This is a genomic window from Mammaliicoccus sp. C-M13 (assembly GCF_022386845.1).
Classification (GTDB): domain Bacteria; phylum Bacillota; class Bacilli; order Staphylococcales; family Staphylococcaceae; genus Mammaliicoccus; species Mammaliicoccus lentus.
Genome location: NZ_JAJNHQ010000011.1, coordinates 89,363 through 114,496, shown reverse-complemented (window position 1 = coordinate 114,496; position 25,134 = coordinate 89,363). Strand labels below are relative to the sequence as shown.

The following is a 25,134-nucleotide window of genomic DNA, read 5'->3' as shown; positions in this document are numbered from 1 at the left end:
ATGCCCTCCTTCTTAATAAACAGAAGCTAATTCTTCTTCATCACCTATAGATTTACGATCATCAAAGAACGCATTTAACAGTGCATCTTCTTCATTTTCTAGTTTATACTGTGAAATTTTCTGCATCATCAATTTATAGTCTTTGGGAATGACTTTTACAACTTTCTCCGCGATTAAATCAAAATCTTCTAACATGATTTTCGCCTTTTTACTATCTGTATATTTAACATGATCCTCTAGCATTAATTTCAAATTAGTAATTTCACTTTTATCTTTTAACGTTTCAAATTCTAGCGTGTCAAGTGCGTTTGTTCTTTTAAATGCATCTATGTCAGATGGAGCAACGTAACACACGCCACCACTCATACCTTGACCGAAGTTACGTCCAACATCACCTAAAATCACGACACGTCCACCAGTCATGTATTCTAGACCATGGTCACCCACGCCTTCTACAACCACATTTACACCACTATTTCTAACGCAAAAACGTTCACCAGCTCGTCCATTAATGTATGCTGTACCGCTCGTTGCACCATAAAAACATACATTACCAACAATAATATTATTTTCTCTTGCTTCGTTTGGAGCCTTTAAAATAAGTTTAGCGCCTGATAACCCTTTTCCGAAATAGTCATTCGCATCGCCAGTATGATGTAAAGTCATACCTTTAGGCGTGAATGCACCATAACTTTGTCCTGCATGTTTAAACGTTTTGACATAAATCGTATCTTCTGGGAGTCCAGGTTCTCCATGTACTTCCGTAATATAACTACCAGTTATCACACCAACATTACGCTCAATATTTCTAATATTATAGCTTCCAACAAATTTCTCACCATAATCAATAGAAGCTTTAGCATCATCATAAAGTTTAGACAAATCAAAACCTTTATCAAGTTGGTGATCTTGATCCATAATGCGATGTTTATCTCCTTCGATAACAAATAGTAATGCCTCTAAATCTAGCTCTTTCGCTTTAGGGTGTGTGTAGTAGCGTTCCGAAACTTCTAATAAATCTGTTCGACCTACTAACTCATCCATAGACTTAAGGCCTAATGAAGCTAAAATTTCTCTTATTTCCTCGGCAATAAAATACATAAAGTTTACTATATGGTCTGCTTTTCCAGTAAATAGTTTTCTTAATTCTCCATTTTGTGTAGCAATCCCTACTGGACACGTATCTTTATGACAAACTCTCATCATAATACAGCCAAGGACTACTAACGGTGCCGTGGCGAAAGCAAATTCTTCAGCGCCTAATGCACATGCTAATGCAACATCGCGGCCAGTCATTAATTTTCCGTCTGTTTCTAATGTGACACGGGAACGTAAACCATTTAACATAAGTGTTTGATGTGTTTCCGATAAACCGATTTCCCATGGTAGACCTGCATGTTGAATACTTGTCTTAGGTGAAGCACCAGTACCGCCGTCATAGCCACTAATAACAATTTTATCTGCATGAGCTTTTGCTACACCTGCAGCAATTGTTCCTACACCTGATTTTGAAACAAGTTTCACACTAATATCTGATTTGCGATTTGCATTTTTTAAATCATGGATTAGCTGTGCTAAATCTTCAATTGAATAAATATCATGATGTGGCGGCGGTGATATTAATCCTACACCAGGCGTTGAACCACGAACTTCAGCTACCCAAGGATAAACTTTAGTGCCTGGCAATTGTCCGCCTTCACCTGGTTTAGCACCTTGCGCTACCTTAATTTGAATTTCTTTAGAATGTTGCAAGTAATCGCTTGTAACACCAAACCTACCAGATGCAACTTGTTTAATAGCACTCATATAATTTGTACCATCCGGTTTCACGATGTAACGCTCTGGATTTTCTCCACCTTCACCACTGTTACTACGACCACCAATACGGTTCATTGCTTCTGCTAATGTTTGATGTGCTTCTTCAGATATTGAACCAAAACTCATTGCCCCTGTTTTAAATCTTGTTACAATTTGATCTGCTGATTCTACTTCTTTTAAATCGATTGCTTTTTTCTCTTTGAATTCAAGCAAGTTTCTTAAATGAGTCATTCTTTCACTATCAGCCGCTTCTGAATATTCTTTAAACATCTTGTAATCATTTTCTCTACACGCATGTTGTAATAAATGAATAGTTTTAGGGTTAAAGGCATGATAGTCACCTTGTAGTCTCCATTGGAACGTACTTCCAGAATTTAAATATTTAATATTTTCAGATTGTCTCGCTTTATTTTCTTGGTCTATCGTTTCAATTGAAATCCCAGATAGTTTAGACGGTGTACCTGTAAAGTACTTATCGATCACATCTTGGCCTAAACCTATCGCTTCAAATATTTGAGCGCCTTGGTAACTTTGAACAGTCGAGATACCCATCTTAGCCATTACTTTAATCAATCCTGCTGACAACGTTTGACTATACGCATCGATATTCTGCTCTACAGTACCTGTTAGTCTACCCGTTTCTGTTAAGTCTTCTATTGTATACTGTGCTAAATATGGAACAACTGCATTAGCGCCATATCCAATTAAAGTAGCTAAATGATGGACTTCTCGACATTCACCTGAATATGCAATGATACTTGTATCAAGTCGCTGACCAGTTCTAATTAAACTTTGATGAATATGACTAACTGCTAATAACATCGGCATAGCAAATTGGTTTTCTAAATCATTTACCGACTCATCTTCTAGTACTATTATTTCTGCACCATTTGCTACAGCTTGTGAAACTTTATGCGATAGTTCGTCTAAAGCATCTTCAAGCGATGTTTCATATACCGTAGAAATAAATTTTGTCTGATAAGTACTATTTTGGATTTTTTGAAGTTGTGCTTTAGACAATACAGGATGATTTAGCTGTATACGTTTCGTATTATCTTGATGGGGTTCTAATAGATTACCTTCTTTGCCTAAATAAACCATTTCACTCGTTACAATTTTTTCTCGATATGAATCAATTGGTGGATTGGTAACTTGTGCGAAGTGTTGTTTAAAATAATTAAATAATGATTCAGGTTGTGTACTCAATACTGCAACTGGTGTATCAAATCCCATAGCACCAATCGGGTCTTTTCGCTCACTAACTAACTCCGTCATATATTTATTGATTTCTTCTTTTGTATAACCAAACCTTCTTTGTAATTGGAATAATTGATCTTGACTTGTTCTTGATGGTGTCGCTATGACGTCGTTAATATTTAAATCTTGTTGACGTACCCATTCTTCATAAGGATATTCGCTTGCTATTCTTTGTTTCAATTCGTTATTTTCAATAACTTTATTTTCTTTAAAATCAACAAGTAATAATTTTCCTGGGTTTAATTGACCTTTATATAGAACATGCTCTTCATCAACATCAATTACTCCAACTTCAGATGAGAAAATAATTTCATTTGAGTCAGTAATTGTGTATCGACCTGGTCTTAATCCATTTCTATCTGTTAATGCTCCTAATTTATCACCGTCACAAAAACTAATCATCGTTGGTCCGTCCCATGGTTCCATCAAATAACTGTAATATTCGTAGAAAGCTCTAATTTTAGGGTCTTGTGTTTCGTTGTATAACCATGGTTCAGGTATAAGTAACATAGCCGCTTGCTCTGGTGGGATACTTAAACTTAAAAATTCAAGCGCATTATCTACAATAGAAGAATCACTACCAGATTCGTCTAAAACTTCTCCAATTTTATCTTTAACATCTCCAAAAATCGTTTCTATTAATTTATCTTGGCGCGCTCTCATCCAATTCACATTACCTTTAATCGTATTGATTTCACCATTATGCATCAATAATCTATTAGGGTGAGCTCTTTTCCAACTCGGAAATGTATTCGTACTAAATCTTGAATGAACTGAACCGAATTTTGATTCATATGCATCATCTAATAAATCGACATATAATCCTTTAATTTGATCCGATCGCAACCAACCTTTATATACAATCGTTCTTCTAGATAAACTTGCAAAGTATAAATCTAAATTTTGCTCTTCACCATAACGTTCAATTTGTTTACGAGCAATAAATAACGAACGATCAAAATGTTCGCTCGTTTTATTTTCAACAAAAACTTGTTGTATTGCTGGCATTGTTTCTGCAACATGATCAGTTAATACAGAAGTATCTACTGGTACGTCTCGATACGTTATAACTTTTAAGCCTTCTTCTTCAAAGAAAGCATTGAACTTTTTTTCGTGAATACTACCCGCAATCTTTTCATCTGTAAAAAACATCCCTACTGCATAATGTTCTTCAGATGGTAATTTTAACTTTAGCTTCTGTTTAAAATAGAGGTGAGGGACTTCTGTCATAATACCAGCACCATCGCCAGTAATACCATCAGCGCCAACTCCACCTCTATGATCTAATCTGCAAAGCATTTCAATTGATTTCAGTACAATATCATGTGACCTTTTATTATCCATATTGGCGTAAAAACCAATTCCACAAGCATCATGCTCATCTGCTGAATCATATAGGCCAAGTCGTCTTCTATCTTTTTTTAATGACATACTACATCACCTCGAATTTAAAATTTCAGAACCTTCTCTAATTTATAGTTAACATCATACTTTAATGTGACTTATCTTAACAATATATAAAATAGATGAAATATATCTAAAAATTAGATAATATAAATTTAAGAGGTGGAAAGCGTGGAAATTAAACAGTTAATATATTTTAGAGAAGTCGCACAACGGGAACACATTTCAGAAGCTGCATTAGAATTAGAAATTGCTCAATCAGCTATTAGCAGACAAATTGCAAATTTAGAAAAAGAACTCAATACAGTTTTATTTTTAAGAGAAGGTAGAAATGTAAAATTAACTGAACGTGGTGAATTACTACTATCTTACGCGAATCAAATTTTAGATTTAGTAGAAGAAACTACTGAATTATTTATTCATCAAGACCAGACTGATAAGAGAGCTATTAGACTAGCTTATACTGAAAGCTATGTTGCACAAGCCTTACCTGCAATTATTAAATCGTTTGAACAAGAACATAATATAGAAATAAGACCGATGCTTATGACACCTATAGAAATTGAAGAAGCTCTAAACGCTCATCAAATAGACATCGCACTTTGTGAACTAACACCTAAAATGATGAATAATAAAAACACTATTAAAAACACTTTGTTTGAAGAAACTTATAATTTATATGTTCATAACAACAATGATTTATCTATGAACCCGAAACCACCATTGTCTCAACTCAGTCATCAATATATTTATTATTACAACACACTGCCGGATCAAATCGCACAACTTATAAGGAAGCATGCTTCACAAAAAGTATATCGAATTTCAAATCCAACTTTATTAAAACAAACACTACTAGCTGAGAAAGGTGTTTTAATTATCGCTGATTATTTAAGTGGTGGTATAGAGGATGAACACCTTGTTAAAATACCTCTTACGCACACAGAACTGAAAAGAACAATTTATATCGTCTATCAACAGAACAACCAACATGCGCAATTAAATGCATTCGTCAATTTTGCTCAGACTTTACTTCATAGACAAACGACTTATCATTAGGAGGTAATTAAATCAATGGACTTTATTAATAGAACAACCGAAGAGATTGCTCAGGACTTACTAGGGGTAAGACTGATTCATGAAACTGAAGACTTAACTTACACAGGTTATATTGTAGAAACAGAGGCATATGTAGGTATTCACGATCAAGCTGCACATTCCTTTAACGGGAAAAATACAAAGAGTGTCAAATCGCTATATTGTGAAGGTGGCACAATTTATGCTCATAGTATGCACAAACAGTTGCTCATCAACTTCGTTACACAAACTGAAGGTGAACCTCAAGGTGTGTTATTAAGAGCTATAGAACCTGAAAATGGCATAGAACAAATGGAAATCAACCGTAATCACAAGACGGGTGTGGAACTTACAAATGGACCTGGGAAATTCACACAAGCTATGCAAATATCTAAATCACTAGATGGCACAAAAATTGGAGCGGGCAGTCTTAAAATCGATACGATGAATCGAAAGTACCCTAAAAACATCGATACATCTGCTCGCATTGGCGTACCTAACAAAGGTGAATGGACAGAAAAACATTTAAGATTTACTGTTGCGGGGCATCCTTATATTTCGAGAGCGAGAAAGCGTGATACATTACCAATAGAACAAACATGGAAATAGTTTGAATTCACATTTTTTCATACGTATACTATACGTTATTCAATACAAATTAAAAGTGATGGTGCAATGATATGAAACAGCAATTCAAAACGAGTTTAAAGAAACCTTTCAATATAGCGATATTAGCTTTCATCGTATTATTAATAGGGGCTTTAATCTTCACAAAATATAACGCGCAATTTTATAAGACACCTATTGGCCACATCACAAATATTACGGATCAAAAAAGTAAAAATACAGTTGACCAAAATAAAAACAAAGATATCGTACATACCGAAAACATAAAATTAAAAATTGTTAATGGAAAATATAAAGGCAAAACATTAACCGTACCTCATAAATACACAGACTCACTTACTGACTCTGAAAAGTACCGTAAAGGTGATGAAGTTCTCATCTCATACACTGGTGAAGAAAGCTCTGCAATTATTAAAGGCTTAAAACGAGATACGTCTGTCGTGTTTATGACCGGATTATTTTTATTCACTTTACTCATGGTTGGTAGAAAATCTGGCCTTTATTCAATTATCTCGTTGTTTATAAATGTATCTGTCATTTTAATAATGATTAATTATTTCATGAAAAATGATAATCAGCATTTCTTTATTTTAATGGCTATAACCGTTATTTTTTCTACTATCATTTCGTTACTTTTAGTCAGTGGTTTTTCAAAAAAGACATTCGTTGCAATTCTTTCAACATTGCTCGGCACTTTTATCAGTATAGGAATTTCTCAACTGATTATGACTTTAACAAACAGCAATGGCATCAAATATGAAACGATGAGCTTTTTAACAATTCAACCAACACAAATATTCTTAGCTTCCATCTTAATCGGTTCTTTAGGAGCCGTTATGGATGTTGCCATCACACTCACAAGTTCGTTATATGAAATAAAGGCGCAACATCCTACAATATCTATGAAGCGGTTAAAGCAATCTGGTATCAATATAGGTAAAGATATTATGGGTACAATGACCAACATACTATTCTTTGCATATTTATCCGGAAGTATCCCAATGGTTATACTTTATTTTAAAAACAACAATACTGTAACGTATACACTATCGATGAATTGGTCCCTTGAAATTTCAAGAGCTTTGATGGGCGGGATAGGTATTGTCATCACGATTCCTATTACGATTTTTATCGTGATGTTATTTATGCAGAGAGAGGAGGCTAAATAATGGATACTACTTTCATTTTAGCTGTTATCCTTCTCATTTTAATGATTTTAGTTGGAGGCAAAACAGGATTCCGTTCATTTATAACATTATTCTTAAACATATTCACATTATTTATCGCAATATTACTTATTATCTATAAAGCACCAATCTTTATCGTGCTTATCATCTTTTGTTTATTAATAGCATGCATCAATTTGTTCTATATCAATGAATATAATACAAAAACACAATCAGCATTTTTAGCTACAATAATAACAACGCTCATTCTCATAGGATTAATATACTTTATTGTAGATATATCTATGTTGCAAGGTTTCACAGAAGAAGAACAAGATGAAACTTATATCTTTTCGATGAATATCGGTATTAACTATGCACAATTAATGGTCTTTACCATCGTTTTAGCTGTAATTGCAGCTGTAATAGATTTAACAATTTCTATCAGTTCTCCTATGTACGAGCTATATGAAGCACAACCAAATATATCTTTAAAACAACTCTTTAAATCTGGACTTACTATAGGTAGAGATATATTATCAACAACAACAAACACAATATATTTTGCTTATATAGGCGGACAAATTACATTGTTCTTTTGGTTTGGAAAATTAAATTATACATTTGGAGAAATTATAAACGCTAAAATATTTGCAGCTGAAATCATTTCAATATTATTAGGTGGTATAGCAGTCAGTATCGCTATTCCTATAACGTCTATCATCACAGTACAATTAATAAAAAGACGCAATAAATTAAATGAACATTAGAGTATGTAAAAAAGTTCGAAAATAAACTCCTTACTCAAAATAATGGGAGTGGGACTAGGGTTGGAAAAAGCTTGATATAAGCGCATTTTCAATCCAGTCAGCTACTGCCATTATAATAAAAGAGGCTGAGACAAGTATTTATGTCCCAGCCTCATTTTTTATAAAACTTTCGATTTTGTTCGTTCTCAAGAACATTTATCTTCTGAATTCTTTTCTAATTAAATAGGCTCTAAATTTGATTCAATTTCTTCTCTCTTAGACTCTAAGAAATTTGGTAAATCTAATTTTTCTCCTAGTTGATCAATATCATCGTATGGGACACCCGGTCCTTCTGTAGCAAATTCAATTAATATATGTGAATGTCTGTAGTACAAGCTTTTGAAGAAATCTCTATCTATTATGCCGGAATGTACGACATTCTTACTATCTAATAGCTCTTTTACTTTCTTTAACTCTTCTTCATCCGCGACTGATAAAGCAAGGTGGTGAATACTACCTTTACCCGGTTTTCCTCTTTTTCCTTGTTCTTCAACTAGTACGATATCACTATACAATCCTTCTTGATCTCTTGTATAAAGCAATTCACTTTCGGAATCAGCGACATCAAAGTTTAAATCATTTTCCAAGAAGTTTTTCATATCAGTAACTTGGTCCATTTTAAATTCTATTGGCCCCATGCCCATAATCTGGTGTTCTTTCGGAACATCTGAATAACTATTATTACGCCAATCTTGAGGCGTCCTTCTATCACCGTTCGGTAACAATACCATTTCTAGACCTTCATGGTCACGAAAATGCAGTGCCATAAGCCCATTGTAAATGCCAATCGCATCATGGTCGACGTCCATTTCTTCAAAGCGCTCTTTCCAATAACTTAAACTTTCTTCACTAGGTACAAGCAATCCTATTCTAGATATACTATTCGTACCTTTGTAAGTTTGACCCATCGACTTTAACTCAAAAAATGTTAATGACGTTCCAGGTGTGCCAACTTCATCTCCATAAAATAAATGGTACATAGATGTATCATCTTGATTGACTGTCTTTAAATACAATCGTAAACCAAGTTTGTTTACATAGAAATCTTTATTTAACTTCGCATCTTTCGTTAACATTGAAATATGATGATGCCTTAATATTTCTACCATAATTGTACCTCCTATATATTTAAGTACATTATAACTGTTTCATTATCCATGCACAAAAATACAACTCACTTTATACACCGTTCGCAGTGGACTCAGTGAGAGGGTAGTCTTAATATGCATATTTTTCGAAAAATCATTTTTTTAAATGTATGATTAAAAAATAAGGAGAGATGCGTCATGACAAGTGAACAGAAAAAGAGATCAATTTCTTTGTTATTAGCTGGTTTTATTATTTTTTCCAGTTTATATGTAACTCAACCGATATTTAATGGCTTAAGTCACTATTTTGATGTTTCGTTATCTGATGTGAGCTTAACACTTTCTATTTCTACTTTTATGCTAGGTGTCGGATTAGTTATCGTTCCAATGTTAAACAACATTGAAAAAAAACGTATGATGTCTATCTCTGTATTATTAGTGAGTATACTTTCTTTGATTAGTGTATTTGTTAAGCAATTTGAAGTTTTCTTAGTGATTCGAGGATTAATGGGTTTAGTACTTAGTGGCGTTCCTTCTACTGCCATGGCATATATTGCTGATGAAGTTCATAAAGACCGTGTAAGTAAGGTTATGGGTTTATATGTTGCAGGCACAACGTTTGGTGGTATGTCTGGACGTGTCGTTGTCGGTATTTTAACTGATCTATTCAATTGGCAAATTGCAATTGGTGCATTAAGCGTAATTAATTTAATTTTTGCTATTTTGATGGTCTCTTTATTACCTGTATCAAAAGTCCAAACTCCGAACTGGATTTCCCCTAAACAACATTTGCTTAAATACATTAAATTATTAAAAATTCCAGCAGTTTTAAAAACAATGTCATTATCATTTTTATTAATGGGTACATTCGTGACAATTTACAGTTATATTACTGTTAGATTTGAACAACCTCCATTCTCTTTAAGCGAATCCACTATTGCTTTTATATTTATACTTTATTTAATTGGTACATATAGCTCTATCAATTTCGGTAAATTAAGTATTAAACTTGGTGTTAAAAAAGCTTACGCACTTGCCATTACCATTATGATTGTAGGAATTGCCTTAACATTCATCACATACTTACCTATTGATATTGTAGGTTTAGCAGCAATGACATTTGGATTCTTTGGTGCACATTCTATTCAAAGTAGTTATATAGCGACACTTACAGAATCAAGCAAATCTCATGCGTCTACATTATATTTACTAGGATACTATGTAGGCTCAAGTTTATTAACAATATTAGGCGGTTATATCTATGTACATTTAGAATGGTTAGGCATTGGTATATTGTCACTACTCTTAACCTTTATAGCTGTGTTCATTAGCCGTTCTCTATTTAGAGATAGCACAACTTAAATAATTTATTAATACAAAAAAAGTAAAGACATCTACAGTGTGTAAATGTCTTTACTCTTTTTTATTGTTAACACTTTTTGCTTTATGCTAAACCTAGCTTTTCTAGTCCAAGTTCTTCTACTGTTAGACCTTCTTCAAAGAATTCTCTTTCTAGAATTGTTGATGCAATAGCGATAATTGCATCTATATTAGGTGTCTCTACGCCGATAACTTTCCCTAAACTTGACCAAAGTACTAATCCGTATGCAATATCTTCTGTAAGATAGCGATTGTCTACTGAATTTGGTCCATGTATTTGAGAAAAGACAGGACTGTCATTAAATAATTTATTAAGAGGGACGTTTTCGTCTTCTATTGATAAATAACCTCTTTCAATACGAGCACCTTTAGCAGTATTTAACTCAAACCCTAATTTTCTTCCGAGTGCCAATCTTTCTAATTCTACAGCATGAAGTAATTTTAACGTATGAGGTGTAATACCTTCTGAATACAATGAGAAATCTTTTGAGTAATCTATTCGACCAACGTTTAATAAAGTTGGTCCAGGATGTACTTCTGGGTTACCGTTTTCTAGGTTTGTTTTCCATAAACTTTCTTCTTTAACAACATAAGGGTATAACTTCTCTACTAATTTAAAGCTTTCATTTAAATAAGTTTTATAATATGTTGAAAAGTGAACTTTTTTCACATTTAAAGATAAGTTTACTTCTGCAGTATCATAATTAACACGCGTAGCATACGTTAATGTGTTAACTTCAGCAAATTGTGGTCTAAAATCAATATGCTTAGATTCTAATACATTAATAAACCTAATAGATCCCATTGCTGCTGCCATATTAAAGAGTATTAATTGATTCTCTTTAACAAAAGGCGCCATCGTTTTAGCATAATGTTCTATAAATGATGATGGTATAATCATTTGAATTAATTCTGCATCTTTCAATACATATTCAATATCATCACTAATATTCGTGAATTTTATAAACTTACTATCGCCTTCATTATTAAATTCAAATCCACCTTTTTCAAAAGCTTTATCAAATTTATTTATAGACTGATTTCGGCAATATAATTTAACCTCGTGACCTTTATCTATCATATCTAAAGCAGCTGTTACTGCACCATTACCTGAGCCAACAATTGCAATTTTCATTTTTAAAACTCCTTTCTTTTAGCATCATAAATAATTGCTTATTTTATAAATACCCAAGAAATTTTAACATAATGATTACAATTATTAACTAAAAACGTTTAAAAATTTTATTTTTCATTTAATTCTTTCGTTGATACACGCTCTATAACACCAGTTATAACGTTAATGATGGTATCAATATCTTTATCTTCAATAACTAATGGAGGTGCCAAACGAATAATATTTCCTTGCGTTTCTTTACATAAAACACCTTGTTGATTAATTTCTGATACTATTTCTTGTGCATTTTCATTGAGTTCTATTCCCATAAATAAACCACGGCCCCTTACTTCTTTAATAATTGGACTTTTAATTTCTTGGAGACCCTTTAATAATTTATCTCCTAATTCTACAGAGCGCTCTGGTAGAGACTCATCGATTAACACATCTAATGATGCTATTGAAACCGCGCAAGCTAATGGATTACCACCAAAAGTCGATCCATGTGTTCCAGGTGTCAGAACTTGCATAATATCATCATTAGCAGCTATTGCTGATATTGGATAAAAGCCACCACCTAAAGCTTTTCCGAGTAATATTATATCCGCTTCAACGTCTTCCCACTCAATTGCTAACATCTTACCAGTTCTGCCTAATCCGACTTGAATTTCATCAGCTATTAATAATATATTATGTTCATCACATAATTCTTTAACTTCTTTAATAAAGTTCTTTGGTGGAATATTGACGCCACCTTCACCTTGTATTGGTTCTAATATAATAGCTGCAGTTTGAGATGTGATTTTAGAAGATAAATCCTCAATGTTTCCAAATTCACTATATTTTATATTGCCAGCTAGCTCACCAAACCCTTCTTTATATTGATCATTTGATGATAAAGATAATGAGCCTATTGTTCTACCATGAAAGTTACCTTCCATTGCTATAATTTCAGCATCATGCGCATTTAAACCTTTCACATCTTGTGACCATTTTGTCGCAACTTTAATCGCTGTTTCTACCGCTTCAGTTCCAGTATTCATCGGCAAGACTTTATTTTTATTCGTCAGTTTGCATACTTTTTCTTCCCAAACGCCTAAATTATCACTATATAAAGCTCTTGAAGTCATCGTAATCTTTTGGCTTTGTTCCAAGAATGCTTGAATGATTTTTGGATGACAATGTCCTTGATTTAATACAGAGAAACCTGACACACAATCAATATATGTATTACCTTCTGAATCTTTAACATATGCACCTTTACCTTCTGTCAAAACAATATTTAAAGGGCTATAGTTATTCGGGCTATACTTTTCAGTTAGTTCAATATAATTATTCATTTAACATCCACCTTCATAATAAATATTCTATATTTCGTATTATTATTCATATATGATACATATTATCGGAGAATAAGTCAAAACAAAAAGAGAAGTTTTTCACTTCTCTTTTAATAATTTAATCTATTTAATTTAATAAGTCTTTGATTGCTTCATCAATTTCTGGATATTTAAATGGAAAACGCATCTCCAATAATTTCTTAGGAAATACTCTTTGTACATCTAATATCATTGTCGATTGTTCACCTAAGACCGCCCTTAAAGCAAATTTTGGTCCTGGCAAGAAATGCGGTCTATTTATAGTTTGAGCAATTGTTTTTCCTAACACTTTTTGACGCACAGGGTTTGGACTACAAATATTATACACACCTTGTTTATCTTTATTATTAATTAAAGTTGTTATGGCCTCTTTTAAGTCTTCAAGATGTATCCAGCTCATCCACTGTTCTCCTGAACCTAAAGAACCGCCAACAAAGAATTTATAAGGCTTAACCATTGTAGTCAAAGCTCCTCCCTTATTAGAAAGAATGATACCAAATCTACCGATAACGACTCTTGTTCCTAATTCTTTAAATAATAATGCTGTTTCTTCCCATCTTTCAACGACTGTAGATAAGAAGTCATGAGATAAGAATTGATCATATTCGTCATAAGATACAACTTTGGAAGGTGGATAATAACCAACTGCGCTCGCGTTAAATAATACTTCTGGTGCATAGTCTTGTGCCTCAAAAAATTTAAACAAACGATTCGTTGATTCTATACGGCTATTCATAATAGTTTCTTTATAATCCTCTGTCCAACGGTTCATTAAACTAGCTCCGGCTAAATTGATTACAACATCTATTTTCGGTATTGCTTTTTCCCAATTTTCTTTCGACCAATTAATATAATATAAAGATGTATTGTTAGAATCTCTATCACTTCTCGTTAGAACATAGACCTCATCGTTATTTGCCAAATAATAATCAACTAGTTCACTTCCTACTAAACCTGTGCCACCTGTTATGAGTATTCTTTTCATTTTATCCCTACTTTAATTTAAGTTGTTTTATTTGTTCATCTATAATGGTACTATACCCTTAAATCAAAAAATGACCCATAATAAATAAACGACAAGGAGTAGTTATCATGCATATAAGAAAAGCAACGATTGATGACTTAAATATAATTGTAAAACTAAGAAAACAACAATTAATAGATGAAGGCTCAAACCCCATTATAGATATTGATCATGATTTAGAAACATTTTTTACAAATGTCATAACAGACGAATCTCTTTATCAGCTTTTAGCAGTCGAAAATGAAGAAGTAATTGCTACGGGCGCAATTATTTATTATCCATTTCCTCCTTCATACATAAACCAATCAGGAGAACGTGCATACGTAACTAATATATACACACATCCTAACTTTAGAGGTCATGGCATCGCACAACAAATTATTTCTTTACTCATTAAAGATGCTGAAGCGCGTGACATTAAAAAAATATTTTTAGCTGCTTCTCCTTTAGGTAAACCCGTTTATAAAAAATTAGGATTTGAAGAAGCACCTGAATGGATGGAAATAAATTATGATTTATAAAATAACGTTAACTAATTAATTTTAAACCGATTGTACTCGCTAGTATGATTCCGATAAATAAAATTCTTTTTATATTTTTGGATTCACCGTAGAATATAATTCCTAATAGTGCACCACCGACAGCACCAATGCCTGTCCAAACAGCATAACTCGTACTCATCGAAATACTTTTCATTGCGATTGTTAAACAAATAAAGCTTAAGCCAAAGAATAACATGAGACCTAATAAAGATTTAACGTTATTTCTTTTTGAGTAAATATTAATGAAGAGTACGCCTAACATTTCAAATAAACCTGCCATAATTAATATTAACCAAGCCATTTTAACTTTCCTCCCCTTCTGGTGTAACTAATTTAAGACCTACTACACCGATAATAAGTGTGATGATTAAAATGATTTTGCCAATAACGACTGGCTGTCCGAAAAATACAAAATCAACAATTGTGACACCCGTAGCACCTAAACCAACATAAACTGCATACGATGTTCCAACAGGTAATGCTTTTGAAGCTGTTATTAATAAATAGAAACTAATTACAATAGCTATTAAAGTAACAATCCATTCTAATACGTTACTTGAATGTGTTAAACCAACTACCCAGACCACCTCAAATACTGCACCAATGATAATTTTTAACCAATTCATTATGATTCCTCCTCAAATTAAAAAGCCCGAGAAACTTATATTAAAAATAAGTCTCCCAGGCTTTTATCCTTCCGTGTCACAAGCATTAACTTGTGGCTTTCTCTCGGTCCAGGCTAACATTGTGTTACGGAACCCTAGAAAGCTTTATTAAATTAATTTGAATTATAGCAAATAGATTTTGACTGGTCAATGAAAGTATAATTCGTATCACAAATTAACAAATAACAACACAAATCATATATAATATATATAACAGACTATGATTTAAAGTAATTGAGGTGAAATCATTGAATCATACAGGATATCGTATTAAACAAAGAAGGGAAGAACTTGGATTTACGACATATAAATTAGCTAAACTAGCTGATGTAAACCAGTCTACAATTTCTCGTTATGAAACGGGACAGACTTCTAAACTAACGCCAAAAATGGTCGAAAAATTAGCTATCGCTCTTTCAACAACACCTGCGTATATCATGGGGTGGGTCAATGTCCCTGAAGCTTATGAAGACGAAGAAGACTCCATGCTCATTAATGAATCTATACAATTATTAAGATCTTTAAGTAAAGAGAAGAAAAGAGAAGTTTATCATTTAATAAAAGATATTTCTTCAAAATAATTTATAATGATTTTATAAAAATAAGCATATCACTTTTATCTAAAATATTAGTTAAGTGATATGCTTGTTTATTTTGAATTGGGAATTATGTCCTAAGTGCTTCTAAAATATTTGATTAATCTATTTGAATAGAACCCACATCGCTCGTAATTTTCACTAAATTATCTCCAGATCCTACTTTTTTATTTTTCAATTCTGGTTGATTGATTTTAGCATTACCGACGTCTTGTTCGATATCTAAAAATGTATTCTTTGGTGCTTCATTATATATTAGTTTAATAGCACCTGTGTCTGTCTTAATATTAAGTGGTTTATCAGCTGGTACACCATTCATTTTAATTGTTCCTGTGTCTGCTTCTAATTTGCCACTTTCAAAATCTATATTATGCGTTGAAATTTTTCCAGTATCTGAATCCACTTTTAAATTTCCCAATTGTGAATTTGAAATATCTATCATACCTGTATCTACTTTAAATGTTGAAGTTTGAGATTTAATATCTTTAACGCTTAATTTCCCTGTATCTGTTTTTACATTTAAGCTATTTAATTCTTCTGGTACTGTAACTTCAATTTGTGTATGCATGTTTTTAAATAAATCAAAATTTATTATGTCAAATTGATTTTTAACATTAATATCTAAAGTATCGCCTCTAACCTTTGAGCTTACTTGGAAATCATCTTTGCTTCCAACTGATTTCACTTTAAATTGGTTACCTTTTTTAATTTTTACGGCTGCATCTTTTCCATTTACTTTGATATTCTTTATCTCACTTTGGTAAGTTTCATTAATAAGCGTTTCTTCACTCATGTTCTTTGCTGATTTTTGACCTTCTATTAACGTCATAGTGCCAAATACTATAAACAAAATTAATCCAGCACCAAATAATATCCATAATGTTTTCTTCATGATTTAGCACTTCCTTTAACGATAGAAATATTCCATCTTAAATATTTTACAAACAATTTATACGACCATTTCGTTAATAAATAAGTGACTGTAAATATCATTAAACCTAAACCAAAACTAGTTATGACGACATAAACGTCAATTGATTGTATTGCATCAAATCCATTGTAAAGCCCTTTTACAATCAACATTGCTGGTGTAATTAATAAAGATAATGTTGTCACGATAAAACTAAATAAAATAGAAATAATAATGACAAATGGAATTAAAATAACAAAGAAATTTAATATTCCTAGTCCCATCACAGATATAATGGCTTGCCATACGTTACCCACTTTATTATTTGTTTCTGCTCTATCAAGTGCTAATGTCGCATTGAGCTCTTTAGCAATTTCTTTAGGATGTCCTAGCTCTTTAGCAATCATATCTTCAGTTTGTCCGTCTTCGATACCACTAATAAAATGAGTTTCATATTCATCTAGAATATCGGCACGTTCCTCATCAGAAATATTCTTCAAATGTTTATTTAACGTGTTTAAATATGTCTTTTTATTCATCAATTTCACTCTCCTCTAAAAATAAATCTACCGCTTCTGTAAAGCTCTTCCATTCATCTAACAAACTTTCTAACCTCTCAATTCCTAAATCCGTTATTTTATAATATTTTCTAGCTGGTCCTTCAGTTGAAGGTTTGTAATAAGTCGTTAAATAATCGTCTTTAACTAAACGTCTAAGTAATGGATAAACCGTTCCTTCAGATATCATGATTCTAGGTGTTATTTTTTGAATTAATGAATACCCATATTGGTCTTCACCTTTGATAATAAGTAATACTATAAATTCAAGTGCACCTTTTTTAAATTGTATATTCATAATTTTCCCCCACATTATTCAGTACTAAACAATGTATAATAGCTGTTGCAAAAAATATACCACACACTATTAAACAATGCAAGGTACTGAACAATAAATAGTCTAGATATATTTATATCAAAAATTAAAAATGCTATATAAAAATAAATTCTCCTAATCCGAAAGTTAACATCTAACGGATTAGGAGAATTATCTTGAACAAGGATTTTCAAATCAAATACTATGTATTTAAGCATTATAATTTTTAAGCATTTTTAAATATTTTTTCTTTTTAGATCCTGAGAAATAAAAGTCATAATAACCATTTCTTTCAGTCACTTCATATTTAGTTAAACCAGTTATATCAAATAGTTGTTCTTTTGTAATTCCTTTTTCTTTAATTATGTTATTAAGTTTATCATTTAAAACTTCACTCGATATAAATAGATTAAAGTTTAGGAAAAATTGTATAATCCAGACCGCGCCCATCCATAAAGTGAATGTTGATGTTTTAAATATGGCTAAACATACTATGATTAAAATAGCTGGTAATACAAACGTAAATGTAAATCGAAGTGGCTTAAATTTAATATTTTCAATTACTGAATTCAATTAAAATCACCTCATTTAAAATTTTGATTTTCTAAGTTGTTTTTCAATAAATGTACGTTTTTCTTCTAAATGTTCCGGCAAATAAAGTGGTATTTCTTCGAAAGATTTTTGTTCGAACTTCACTTCGTCGATATTGAGTTTCATTGTTGCAACTTCAAAAAGCACTTGGTTAGGATCTCTGTAATAAATAGATTTAAAGAAACCTCTATTTTTTATTGATGAGTGTTTCATATTCAATTTATCTAATGTCTTTTCAATTTGAACAAGTGCTTCCTCATCATTTGCTGAGATAGCTACATGATGAATACCCCCAAATCCTTGTTCTTCAAGTTTATTAAATGCATCATGAACAATATGTATTTCATGATACATATTATGATTATTGTTATGCAATATCTCAACGGGTAATTGAGTATCGAAAAATGTAGTACGTTCATACGCTTCCCAGTTGTATAATTTTTGGAAAAATTGTTTACTTGCCTCAGGATACTTTGTTCGCATATGTACAGAATCCAATGCAATAATTTGATGCTCTATAGGTATTATACCTTTTTCATCTGTGTAATAATCATCTAAATTCTCTTGTTCAGACATAACGATTAAACCTAGTGGTGTCTCGTCTGGACCTTCGAAGCGAATAAGACTGCGGTCAGTGTAAATTTCTAAACCATAGTGACAAACGTCAAGTTCATCGAAGCGTCTTTCCCAGTATTTTAAAGATTCTTTTGAAGGCACTTTAAATAATAATCTATCAAACGCATTCGTACCGAAATGATTATTAGTTCCCTCTTTCATTTCAAATAAGGTTACTTCAGTCCCAGGACGTCCGTATTTATCTGCAAAAAATATATGATACATTTCATAATTTTCTTGATTTACAGTCTTCATTAGCAAATTAAGACCTAATATATTACGATAGAAATTAAAAGATTGTTCTGCGTCATTATTTATAATGGATACATGGTGTATAATTGAATGGTGATTCATACACGACACCCCTTTCAAATTTATGGAGGAGATTTTATGGAATACTTCTTACAAGAAAATCAAAATAACAATACGCTTATTGTACTGTTTCACGGTACTGGGGGCAATCAATATCAGCTGCTACCTATTTCCGGTGAAATAATGCCAGATGTTCATACACTTAGCTTTTTAGGCAACGTTGGTGAAGGCATAGAAAGACGTTTTTTTGCACCACTGAAAAACAATCAACTTGATAGAGATGATTTCAATCATCGTACAAAATCATTCATACAATTTTGGAACCATTTCATTTACGAACATTCATATGATAAAGTCATATTTTTAGGGTACTCAAATGGAGCAAACTTTATACTTGGTCTGCTCGAGCAATCTTTAGCACACGTAGATCAAATTTTACTATTACATCCAGCTCAATTAAATTATAACATTTCAAAAAATTATCATAACACTTCTTTAATTATTACCGCTGGTGCTAACGATTATTTTGCGCTTCCAGGCGATGTGAAAGGTTTAGCAGAACAACTTAAACCTTACTTCAAAAAAGTCCATTTCGAACTATTAGATAGCGATCATGAGCTAGTTGATCCAGAAATAGAGTTATTAAAAAGTTTAATTTAACAATTATAATCTTCCAATTTTAATTTGGAGGATTATTTTTTATTTTAATATTAAAATCTTCCAAAGTTAAATGGTCAATCGCTTTTAACTTAAATAGTTGCGGATGCAATAACCAAATGATGCCTAATATAATAAAGAAACATCCTGTTAAACTAATCATGGAAATAGGATTAATCACTTCTAATAAGAATCCTCCTATCAAGCTGCCCAATGGCAAACCTATCACACCTAAACTACTAGTAATGGATGTAATGCGTCCTAACATAAATTCTGGAATAATTGCTTGTCCAGCTGATAAAAATAAAATATTAGCTAATCCCACTGAAAGCCAACTGACAGCAAAGAAAGCAATATATAGATAAACGGGCAAAATAAACCCTACTAACAAACATACACCCGACATTAAAAATGTGATAACCATGATTTTACCGAAAGGAAATTTCTTAATAAAACTTACAACTAAAGTCGATGAAACCATACCTAATGAAATAGCTGACAAGAATAATCCGTAGTATACAGGTTCATTTAAATAATGGGATAAGACCGGTAATGCTGTATAAACTATTCCAATACCAAAATTAACGGAAAAAGCACCAATCTGAAAAATCCATAGCAAAGAATGTCTAACAATATACATACCTTCTACTAAAGATTGCTTATAATCTTTGAAACTGAATTGATTCGTTATATTTTGGTTTGCTTTTATTTTAATTGTAGAATACACAATTGCTGCTACAACAAACACAATCGTATTCATAACATATAATGAATAAATGCTCACCACTGATATTAAAATAGATATAACAGTATTCAATACTAAATCCATACTTTGATTAGAAAAAGACATCATGGCATTACCGGTTACAATTTTATCTTTTGGTAATAACGAAGGGACTAATTTATTACTAATAGGATAAGACACTTCGCCTAATAGAGCAGCTGATACTACAAGTATGATAATAATAACTGCATTTTCATAGTTGAAAAATAACATAACTGCAATAAACCCAATCAAAACTGCTTGCACAAGCTGAGAATTAATGAGGATTTTCTTCACATTAAAGTGATCAATAACAGGACCATAAAACATTTGTAAACAGCTTGGTATTACAATTAAACTACTCAATAATCCCGTCATAGCTGAACTTTTAGTAATATCGTAAATAAGCCACATCGTGGTAATGAAATAAATACTGTCGGCAGTATTTGTTAGTAACCTCCCAAATATCAAGCGCATAAACGAATGATGTTTTAAGACTGACCGCATTATTCATTATCCTGACGATTAAAAATTTTATCGCTAACTTCAAACCCTACCATGTTTAAATAATATAAAGGTTCTGAGCCATCTTTTTCTTGTTTATCAATATCTTCAATTAATTGATCTAGTCGCTCATTAAAAGATTCAAACTGCGCTTTAGACCACCTAGCTTGAACCGTCTTAGAAATTAACTGTTCATCAGTAGTAATTAAACCATAAGTATTCAAAACATCAATTGTTCTATTAATTTGCGCTAGCATCATACCTTTAGTAGAATTAGAAATTTCTTCTTGATAAACATTCAATAAATGAGGATTCACTTTAAAACCATTATGCGTCGCCACATAATATTTATACACGTTACTCCCTTTAACCTCGCTTCGACTCAATTTAACCATTTCATACTTTTCTAATTCTTTAAGGTGATAAAAAATTTTGGCTTTCGGTATCTCTAGTTTCTTGCCAATTTCAGTTGCTGTCATTTCTTTTTCAATAAGCAACATTGAGATTTCCATTCTCAATTTATCAGAAATACATTTCAGTTCATCAAAAGTATTAATTTCATATCTATTATATTCCATGATTTCCCCTCCATATTTTACGGTTAACTTATTTTAACCGATTAAATAAATTAAAACAAGGGTATATATTTTAATGATACATGTAAGTCAAAATTTGGTACAAAGTATGGTCTAATCATAATCAACAGAATTTTTAATACTTATAAACACTTTCATGGAAGTTCACTACCTCCCTATGCACGGTTGAATATCTTACTCACTATGGTATGATTTAAAACTGTATTTTATTTTTAAAGGGGAAGTGAATGTTATCAATAAAGAAAAACAATTTTCTAATGTATTTGTATATGCGGCAAGTATTGTTGGTTTCCTTGTAGTAATCGGCGCTATTCTCCCAAAACAATTCGGAGAAATCACTGGTATGATGTCAGCTTGGGTATCGACTACTTTCGGATGGTATTACATGTTACTTTATACAGTTATTTTAGGCTTTACTATTTTCTTAGTCTTTAGCCCTATCGGGAAATTAAAACTTGGAAAGCCTGATGACAAACCTGAATTTCATACAGTTTCATGGTTGGCTATGCTATTTAGTGCAGGTATGGGTATTGGTCTTGTGTTCTATGGGGCATCTGAACCAATAGCTCATTACCTCGCTCCTCCAACAGCTAAACCTGAAACAAAAGAGGCAATGGTAGAAGCTTTTAGAGGTTCCTTTATGGACTATGGATTTCACCCTTGGGCAATATATGGAATCGTTGCTTTATGTTTAGCTTATTCTCAATTTCGTAAAGGTGAAAACGGGCTTATATCTAGAACATTACGTCCTATTTTAGGTAATAAAGTTGAAGGCCCTATAGGTACAACAGTAGATGTTATATCTGTCTTCGCTACAATCATAGGTGTAGCTGTCTCTCTAGGTGTAGGTGCTATTCAAATTAATGCAGGTTTAAATTACTTATTTGATGTGCCAAATAATAAACTAGTACAAGGCATTATCATCGCCATTGTAACAGTTCTGTTCTTATATAGTGCTTGGAGCGGTTTAAGTAAAGGTATCCAATATTTAAGTAATTTAAATATGATATTAGCAACTATATTACTCGTTATTTTATTTATAGTTGGCCCTACATTATTAATTTTAAATATGATGACAGCAGGTACTGGTGATTATTTAAACACGCTTATTTATAACAGTTTAGACGTCGCACCATTAAATGAGCAAAAAGAAAAATGGCTGCAAACGTGGACGATATATTACTGGGGTTGGTGGATGAGTTGGAGTCCATTCGTTGGTTTATTTATTGCTCGAATTTCTAAAGGTCGTTCTATTCGTGAATTCGTATGTGGTGTCCTAGGAGTACCTGTAGTAATCAGTATTATATGGTTCACTGTATTCGGTGTTACAGGTATAGAAACTGGAAAAGAACACAATGCTATATTTAAATTGCCTGCAGAAACACAATTATTTGGTATTTTTAATGAACTGCCGTTTGGATTTGTTCTATCAATTGTAGCGTTAGCTCTGATTGCATCCTTCTTTATTACATCAGCAGATTCAGCAACATTTGTTTTAGGCATGCAAACATCTTTCGGTAGATTAAATCCATCAGGTTTTGTAAAAATTGTATGGGGCGTTTCTTTATCAGCTATTGCGTATGTATTGTTATTAGCAGGTGGCGATACAGGTCTAGACGCTCTGCAATCCGCCGCAATTATTTCAGCTCTACCATTTAGCTTTGTAATTATTTTGATGGTGATTGCATTCTATAAAGATGCTAACGGTGATCGTAAGTATTTAGGTATGACTATTACACCAAATAAAAGACGTTATCAAGAATATATAAATTCATTTGAGAATGAAAAAAGAGATAGTTCTAAAAAAGAAACTTATTATGATAATGGACCTGTATAATATAAACATTTTAAGATTCCGAGACATAAAAATTCGTCTCGGGATCTTTTTTTATGACAAGTAGATTTCTGTTCCTCTACCTTTTAAATTTATTTTGCTGTGGTAAAATTAGGAAAAAAGGAGGCGATTATAGTGTATATATTATCTCTTCAAGACGATGAAACAACTCAATTAATAGGTGCATTCAATACTGAAGAAGATGTAGTAAGTTGGATTAATAGTGTTCCTAATGTTAAGAAAGATTATAATGATAACTACATTCTAAAAATTGAAGATTTAACTGAGTTTATTAATATTAAATGGAAGGATTCTATTGTTCCACTTACTCAATATTCCTTTAGTACGGGCGAATACTTATACTTTAGTTGGGAAGAAATAGCATATATGAACCAACACCATGGCATTACTTCAGGTTCGACTAAAATCGATAATTATTATTACGACAATAATGAAGTTAAAGAAGAAATTAAATTAAGACAATCTTTAAAACAAGCCCTTAAAGATTATTTCGAAAAAAATAATCAGTCCTATTACTTCGGTGGTAAAGGTTCTCAAGACGGAGAATACATCAACACTGAAGATGGAATATTTCTACATATTGATCCTTCTACTTTAGAAGAATGGAAATCTACTCAAGATATCGAAAAAATCCTCAACATAAAGTGACATAAAGGAGTGGGACAGAAATTTCGTTTTATTAAAAAAATTTCGTAGTCCCATTCTATAATATTATTCTAATTTATGTATTCTTTTAGATAATAACCATATAAACCTTCACCATCTTTAGAAAGTACATGCTCGTATCCTTTTAATCCTTTTCTTTCTGTCTTCCATCCTTGTTCCTTATAGAATAACTGACCTTCTTTACTTGTTTCAATAGCACTGATTGGATCATCTTCAGTCTGAAGGCCATAGTCATTTTCACCAACAATCCAAGTTAATGGAAATGTTCCTGATACTATTTCATCTTTTTTTACATGATTTGCTATACCTTCTGTTTTCGGCGAACCCCCGCCACCAAATAGAACCGCTCCTCCTTCTTTAACGTTTAACATTGGTAATTGATCAATTAACCAATAAGTTGTCATTTCTGAACCACCTGAAAAACTTCCAATCCATAAATGATCATGATTGGGTATAGAAGAGATAAGTTCTATTAAATATTTTGAGTTTTCTTCGCCCTTCTTCCACCAAATATAGTCATCGGCTGGTGTTTTAGGAACAATTAAAGTTAAATTCTTATCTTTAGCTACCTTCTTAACGCCAAGTTTTCCACCTAGATACAACTCTGAATCAGGATGACTTAATTCATAAGCACCGTCACCATGCAACCAAACTAATACACCTTTAGGGTTTGAAACAGGATAAATCATATATTCACCCTCAATTCCATCTTTTGAAGTATAGTGATGTATTTTATTGTCTCTATCAAATTTTAAATTAACAAAAAAATATATAGCAGCCCCTATTACAATAAATGCAACTAGTGCTAAAAGTAACTTCTTTATAACGTTTCACTCCCTGCAAAAT

Annotated in this window: 25 protein-coding genes and 1 riboswitch; of the genes, 10 read left to right on the top strand and 15 right to left on the bottom strand. The window is 32.1% G+C overall.

Annotated features, from left to right (window positions below; translation table 11 throughout):
• Positions 1–12: 12 nt before the first annotated feature.
• Positions 13–4,506: a glutamate synthase large subunit gene (gltB, locus tag LQ615_RS10125; RefSeq protein WP_103268541.1), complete on the bottom strand. Its 4,494-nt coding sequence runs from the start codon at positions 4,504–4,506 to the stop codon at positions 13–15.
• A 144-nt stretch (positions 4,507–4,650) separates the two neighbouring features.
• On the opposite strand from gltB, the gene gltC reads away from it, so the two are divergent.
• From gltC to LQ615_RS10105, 4 genes are all read left to right on the top strand, one after another.
• Positions 4,651–5,538 carry a glutamate biosynthesis transcriptional regulator GltC gene (gltC, locus tag LQ615_RS10120; protein WP_103268542.1) on the top strand — a complete coding sequence of 296 codons (888 nt, stop codon included), beginning with the start codon at positions 4,651–4,653 and terminating at the stop codon, positions 5,536–5,538.
• A gap of 15 nt (positions 5,539–5,553) precedes the next feature.
• Positions 5,554–6,165 carry a DNA-3-methyladenine glycosylase gene (locus LQ615_RS10115; protein ID WP_064204267.1) on the top strand — a complete coding sequence of 204 codons (612 nt, stop codon included), beginning with the start codon at positions 5,554–5,556 and terminating at the stop codon, positions 6,163–6,165.
• Between the two features lie 71 nt (positions 6,166–6,236).
• Entirely contained in the window at positions 6,237–7,352 is a 1,116-nt protein-coding gene (locus LQ615_RS10110; protein ID WP_017000868.1) for a YibE/F family protein, read from the top strand.
• Entirely contained in the window at positions 7,352–8,119 is a 768-nt protein-coding gene (locus LQ615_RS10105) for a YibE/F family protein (RefSeq protein ID WP_017000867.1), read from the top strand. The genes LQ615_RS10110 and LQ615_RS10105 overlap by 1 nt, the downstream gene beginning before the upstream one ends.
• 218 nt (positions 8,120–8,337) lie before the next feature.
• Here the strand turns inward: LQ615_RS10105 and LQ615_RS10100 are convergent, their stop codons facing one another.
• Entirely contained in the window at positions 8,338–9,267 is a 930-nt protein-coding gene (locus tag LQ615_RS10100; protein ID WP_103268543.1) for a VOC family protein, read from the bottom strand.
• 177 nt (positions 9,268–9,444) lie between these two features.
• Here LQ615_RS10100 and LQ615_RS10095 point away from each other — a divergent pair, with 177 nt between their 5' ends.
• On the top strand, positions 9,445–10,608 hold the full coding sequence (locus LQ615_RS10095; protein WP_103268544.1) for an MFS transporter: 1,164 nt from the start codon (positions 9,445–9,447) through the stop codon (positions 10,606–10,608).
• Positions 10,609–10,690: 82 nt separating this feature from the next.
• Here LQ615_RS10095 and LQ615_RS10090 read toward each other — a convergent pair whose 3' ends face one another.
• The 3 genes from LQ615_RS10090 to LQ615_RS10080 form a co-directional block, all read right to left on the bottom strand.
• Complete coding sequence (locus LQ615_RS10090; RefSeq protein WP_103268545.1) at positions 10,691–11,761, bottom strand: NAD/NADP-dependent octopine/nopaline dehydrogenase family protein; 1,071 nt, start codon at positions 11,759–11,761, stop codon at positions 10,691–10,693.
• Between the two features lie 107 nt (positions 11,762–11,868).
• Positions 11,869–13,080, bottom strand: a complete 1,212-nt coding sequence (gene rocD / locus LQ615_RS10085; protein WP_016999242.1) for an ornithine--oxo-acid transaminase — start codon at positions 13,078–13,080, stop codon at positions 11,869–11,871.
• A 127-nt stretch (positions 13,081–13,207) separates the two neighbouring features.
• Complete coding sequence (locus LQ615_RS10080) at positions 13,208–14,104, bottom strand: TIGR01777 family oxidoreductase (RefSeq protein WP_147640573.1); 897 nt, start codon at positions 14,102–14,104, stop codon at positions 13,208–13,210.
• A 107-nt stretch (positions 14,105–14,211) separates the two neighbouring features.
• Between LQ615_RS10080 and LQ615_RS10075 the strand changes: the two genes are divergently transcribed.
• Positions 14,212–14,664: a GNAT family N-acetyltransferase gene (locus tag LQ615_RS10075; protein WP_103268547.1), complete on the top strand. Its 453-nt coding sequence runs from the start codon at positions 14,212–14,214 to the stop codon at positions 14,662–14,664.
• A 7-nt stretch (positions 14,665–14,671) separates the two neighbouring features.
• Here the strand turns inward: LQ615_RS10075 and LQ615_RS10070 are convergent, their stop codons facing one another.
• Entirely contained in the window at positions 14,672–14,986 is a 315-nt protein-coding gene (locus LQ615_RS10070; RefSeq protein WP_016999239.1) for a DMT family transporter, read from the bottom strand.
• 1 nt (position 14,987) lies between these two features.
• On the bottom strand, positions 14,988–15,311 hold the full coding sequence (locus tag LQ615_RS10065) for a DMT family transporter (RefSeq protein WP_016999238.1): 324 nt from the start codon (positions 15,309–15,311) through the stop codon (positions 14,988–14,990).
• A 50-nt stretch (positions 15,312–15,361) separates the two neighbouring features.
• Positions 15,362–15,460, bottom strand: a riboswitch (guanidine-I (ykkC/yxkD leader).
• A gap of 138 nt (positions 15,461–15,598) precedes the next feature.
• On the opposite strand from LQ615_RS10065, the gene LQ615_RS10060 reads away from it, so the two are divergent.
• The gene (locus LQ615_RS10060) at positions 15,599–15,931 is read left to right on the top strand and encodes a helix-turn-helix domain-containing protein (RefSeq protein ID WP_016999237.1); all 333 of its coding nucleotides are present in this window, start codon (positions 15,599–15,601) and stop codon (positions 15,929–15,931) included.
• 115 nt (positions 15,932–16,046) lie between these two features.
• Here the strand turns inward: LQ615_RS10060 and LQ615_RS10055 are convergent, their stop codons facing one another.
• The 5 genes from LQ615_RS10055 to LQ615_RS10035 all read right to left on the bottom strand — a co-directional run bounded on the left by LQ615_RS10055 (position 16,047) and on the right by LQ615_RS10035 (position 19,289).
• Positions 16,047–16,838, bottom strand: a complete 792-nt coding sequence (locus tag LQ615_RS10055) for a DUF4097 family beta strand repeat-containing protein (RefSeq protein ID WP_064211293.1) — start codon at positions 16,836–16,838, stop codon at positions 16,047–16,049.
• Positions 16,835–17,395: an HAAS signaling domain-containing protein gene (locus LQ615_RS10050; protein ID WP_016999235.1), complete on the bottom strand. Its 561-nt coding sequence runs from the start codon at positions 17,393–17,395 to the stop codon at positions 16,835–16,837. The genes LQ615_RS10055 and LQ615_RS10050 overlap by 4 nt, the downstream gene beginning before the upstream one ends.
• Positions 17,388–17,711 carry a PadR family transcriptional regulator gene (locus LQ615_RS10045; protein WP_016999234.1) on the bottom strand — a complete coding sequence of 108 codons (324 nt, stop codon included), beginning with the start codon at positions 17,709–17,711 and terminating at the stop codon, positions 17,388–17,390. Before LQ615_RS10045 ends, LQ615_RS10050 begins: the two co-directional genes overlap by 8 nt.
• A 228-nt stretch (positions 17,712–17,939) precedes the next feature.
• Complete coding sequence (locus LQ615_RS10040; protein ID WP_147640572.1) at positions 17,940–18,302, bottom strand: hypothetical protein; 363 nt, start codon at positions 18,300–18,302, stop codon at positions 17,940–17,942.
• A gap of 15 nt (positions 18,303–18,317) precedes the next feature.
• Positions 18,318–19,289, bottom strand: a complete 972-nt coding sequence (locus LQ615_RS10035; RefSeq protein ID WP_016999232.1) for a VOC family protein — start codon at positions 19,287–19,289, stop codon at positions 18,318–18,320.
• A 36-nt stretch (positions 19,290–19,325) separates the two neighbouring features.
• On the opposite strand from LQ615_RS10035, the gene LQ615_RS10030 reads away from it, so the two are divergent.
• Complete coding sequence (locus LQ615_RS10030; protein WP_218729853.1) at positions 19,326–19,907, top strand: alpha/beta hydrolase; 582 nt, start codon at positions 19,326–19,328, stop codon at positions 19,905–19,907.
• A 19-nt stretch (positions 19,908–19,926) separates the two neighbouring features.
• On the opposite strand, the gene LQ615_RS10025 is transcribed toward LQ615_RS10030, so the two are convergent.
• The gene (locus LQ615_RS10025) at positions 19,927–21,174 is read right to left on the bottom strand and encodes an MFS transporter (RefSeq protein WP_026023626.1); all 1,248 of its coding nucleotides are present in this window, start codon (positions 21,172–21,174) and stop codon (positions 19,927–19,929) included.
• The gene (locus tag LQ615_RS10020; RefSeq protein WP_016999229.1) at positions 21,174–21,749 is read right to left on the bottom strand and encodes an ArsR/SmtB family transcription factor; all 576 of its coding nucleotides are present in this window, start codon (positions 21,747–21,749) and stop codon (positions 21,174–21,176) included. Before LQ615_RS10020 ends, LQ615_RS10025 begins: the two co-directional genes overlap by 1 nt.
• Before the next feature lie 241 nt (positions 21,750–21,990).
• Here LQ615_RS10020 and LQ615_RS10015 point away from each other — a divergent pair, with 241 nt between their 5' ends.
• Both LQ615_RS10015 and LQ615_RS10010 read left to right on the top strand, forming a co-directional pair.
• The gene (locus tag LQ615_RS10015; RefSeq protein ID WP_239703895.1) at positions 21,991–23,604 is read left to right on the top strand and encodes a BCCT family transporter; all 1,614 of its coding nucleotides are present in this window, start codon (positions 21,991–21,993) and stop codon (positions 23,602–23,604) included.
• A 132-nt stretch (positions 23,605–23,736) separates the two neighbouring features.
• Complete coding sequence (locus LQ615_RS10010; RefSeq protein WP_239703894.1) at positions 23,737–24,270, top strand: hypothetical protein; 534 nt, start codon at positions 23,737–23,739, stop codon at positions 24,268–24,270.
• Positions 24,271–24,338: 68 nt separating this feature from the next.
• Here the strand turns inward: LQ615_RS10010 and LQ615_RS10005 are convergent, their stop codons facing one another.
• Positions 24,339–24,977: a hypothetical protein gene (locus tag LQ615_RS10005; protein ID WP_103268549.1), complete on the bottom strand. Its 639-nt coding sequence runs from the start codon at positions 24,975–24,977 to the stop codon at positions 24,339–24,341.
• Positions 24,978–25,134 lie beyond the last annotated feature (157 nt).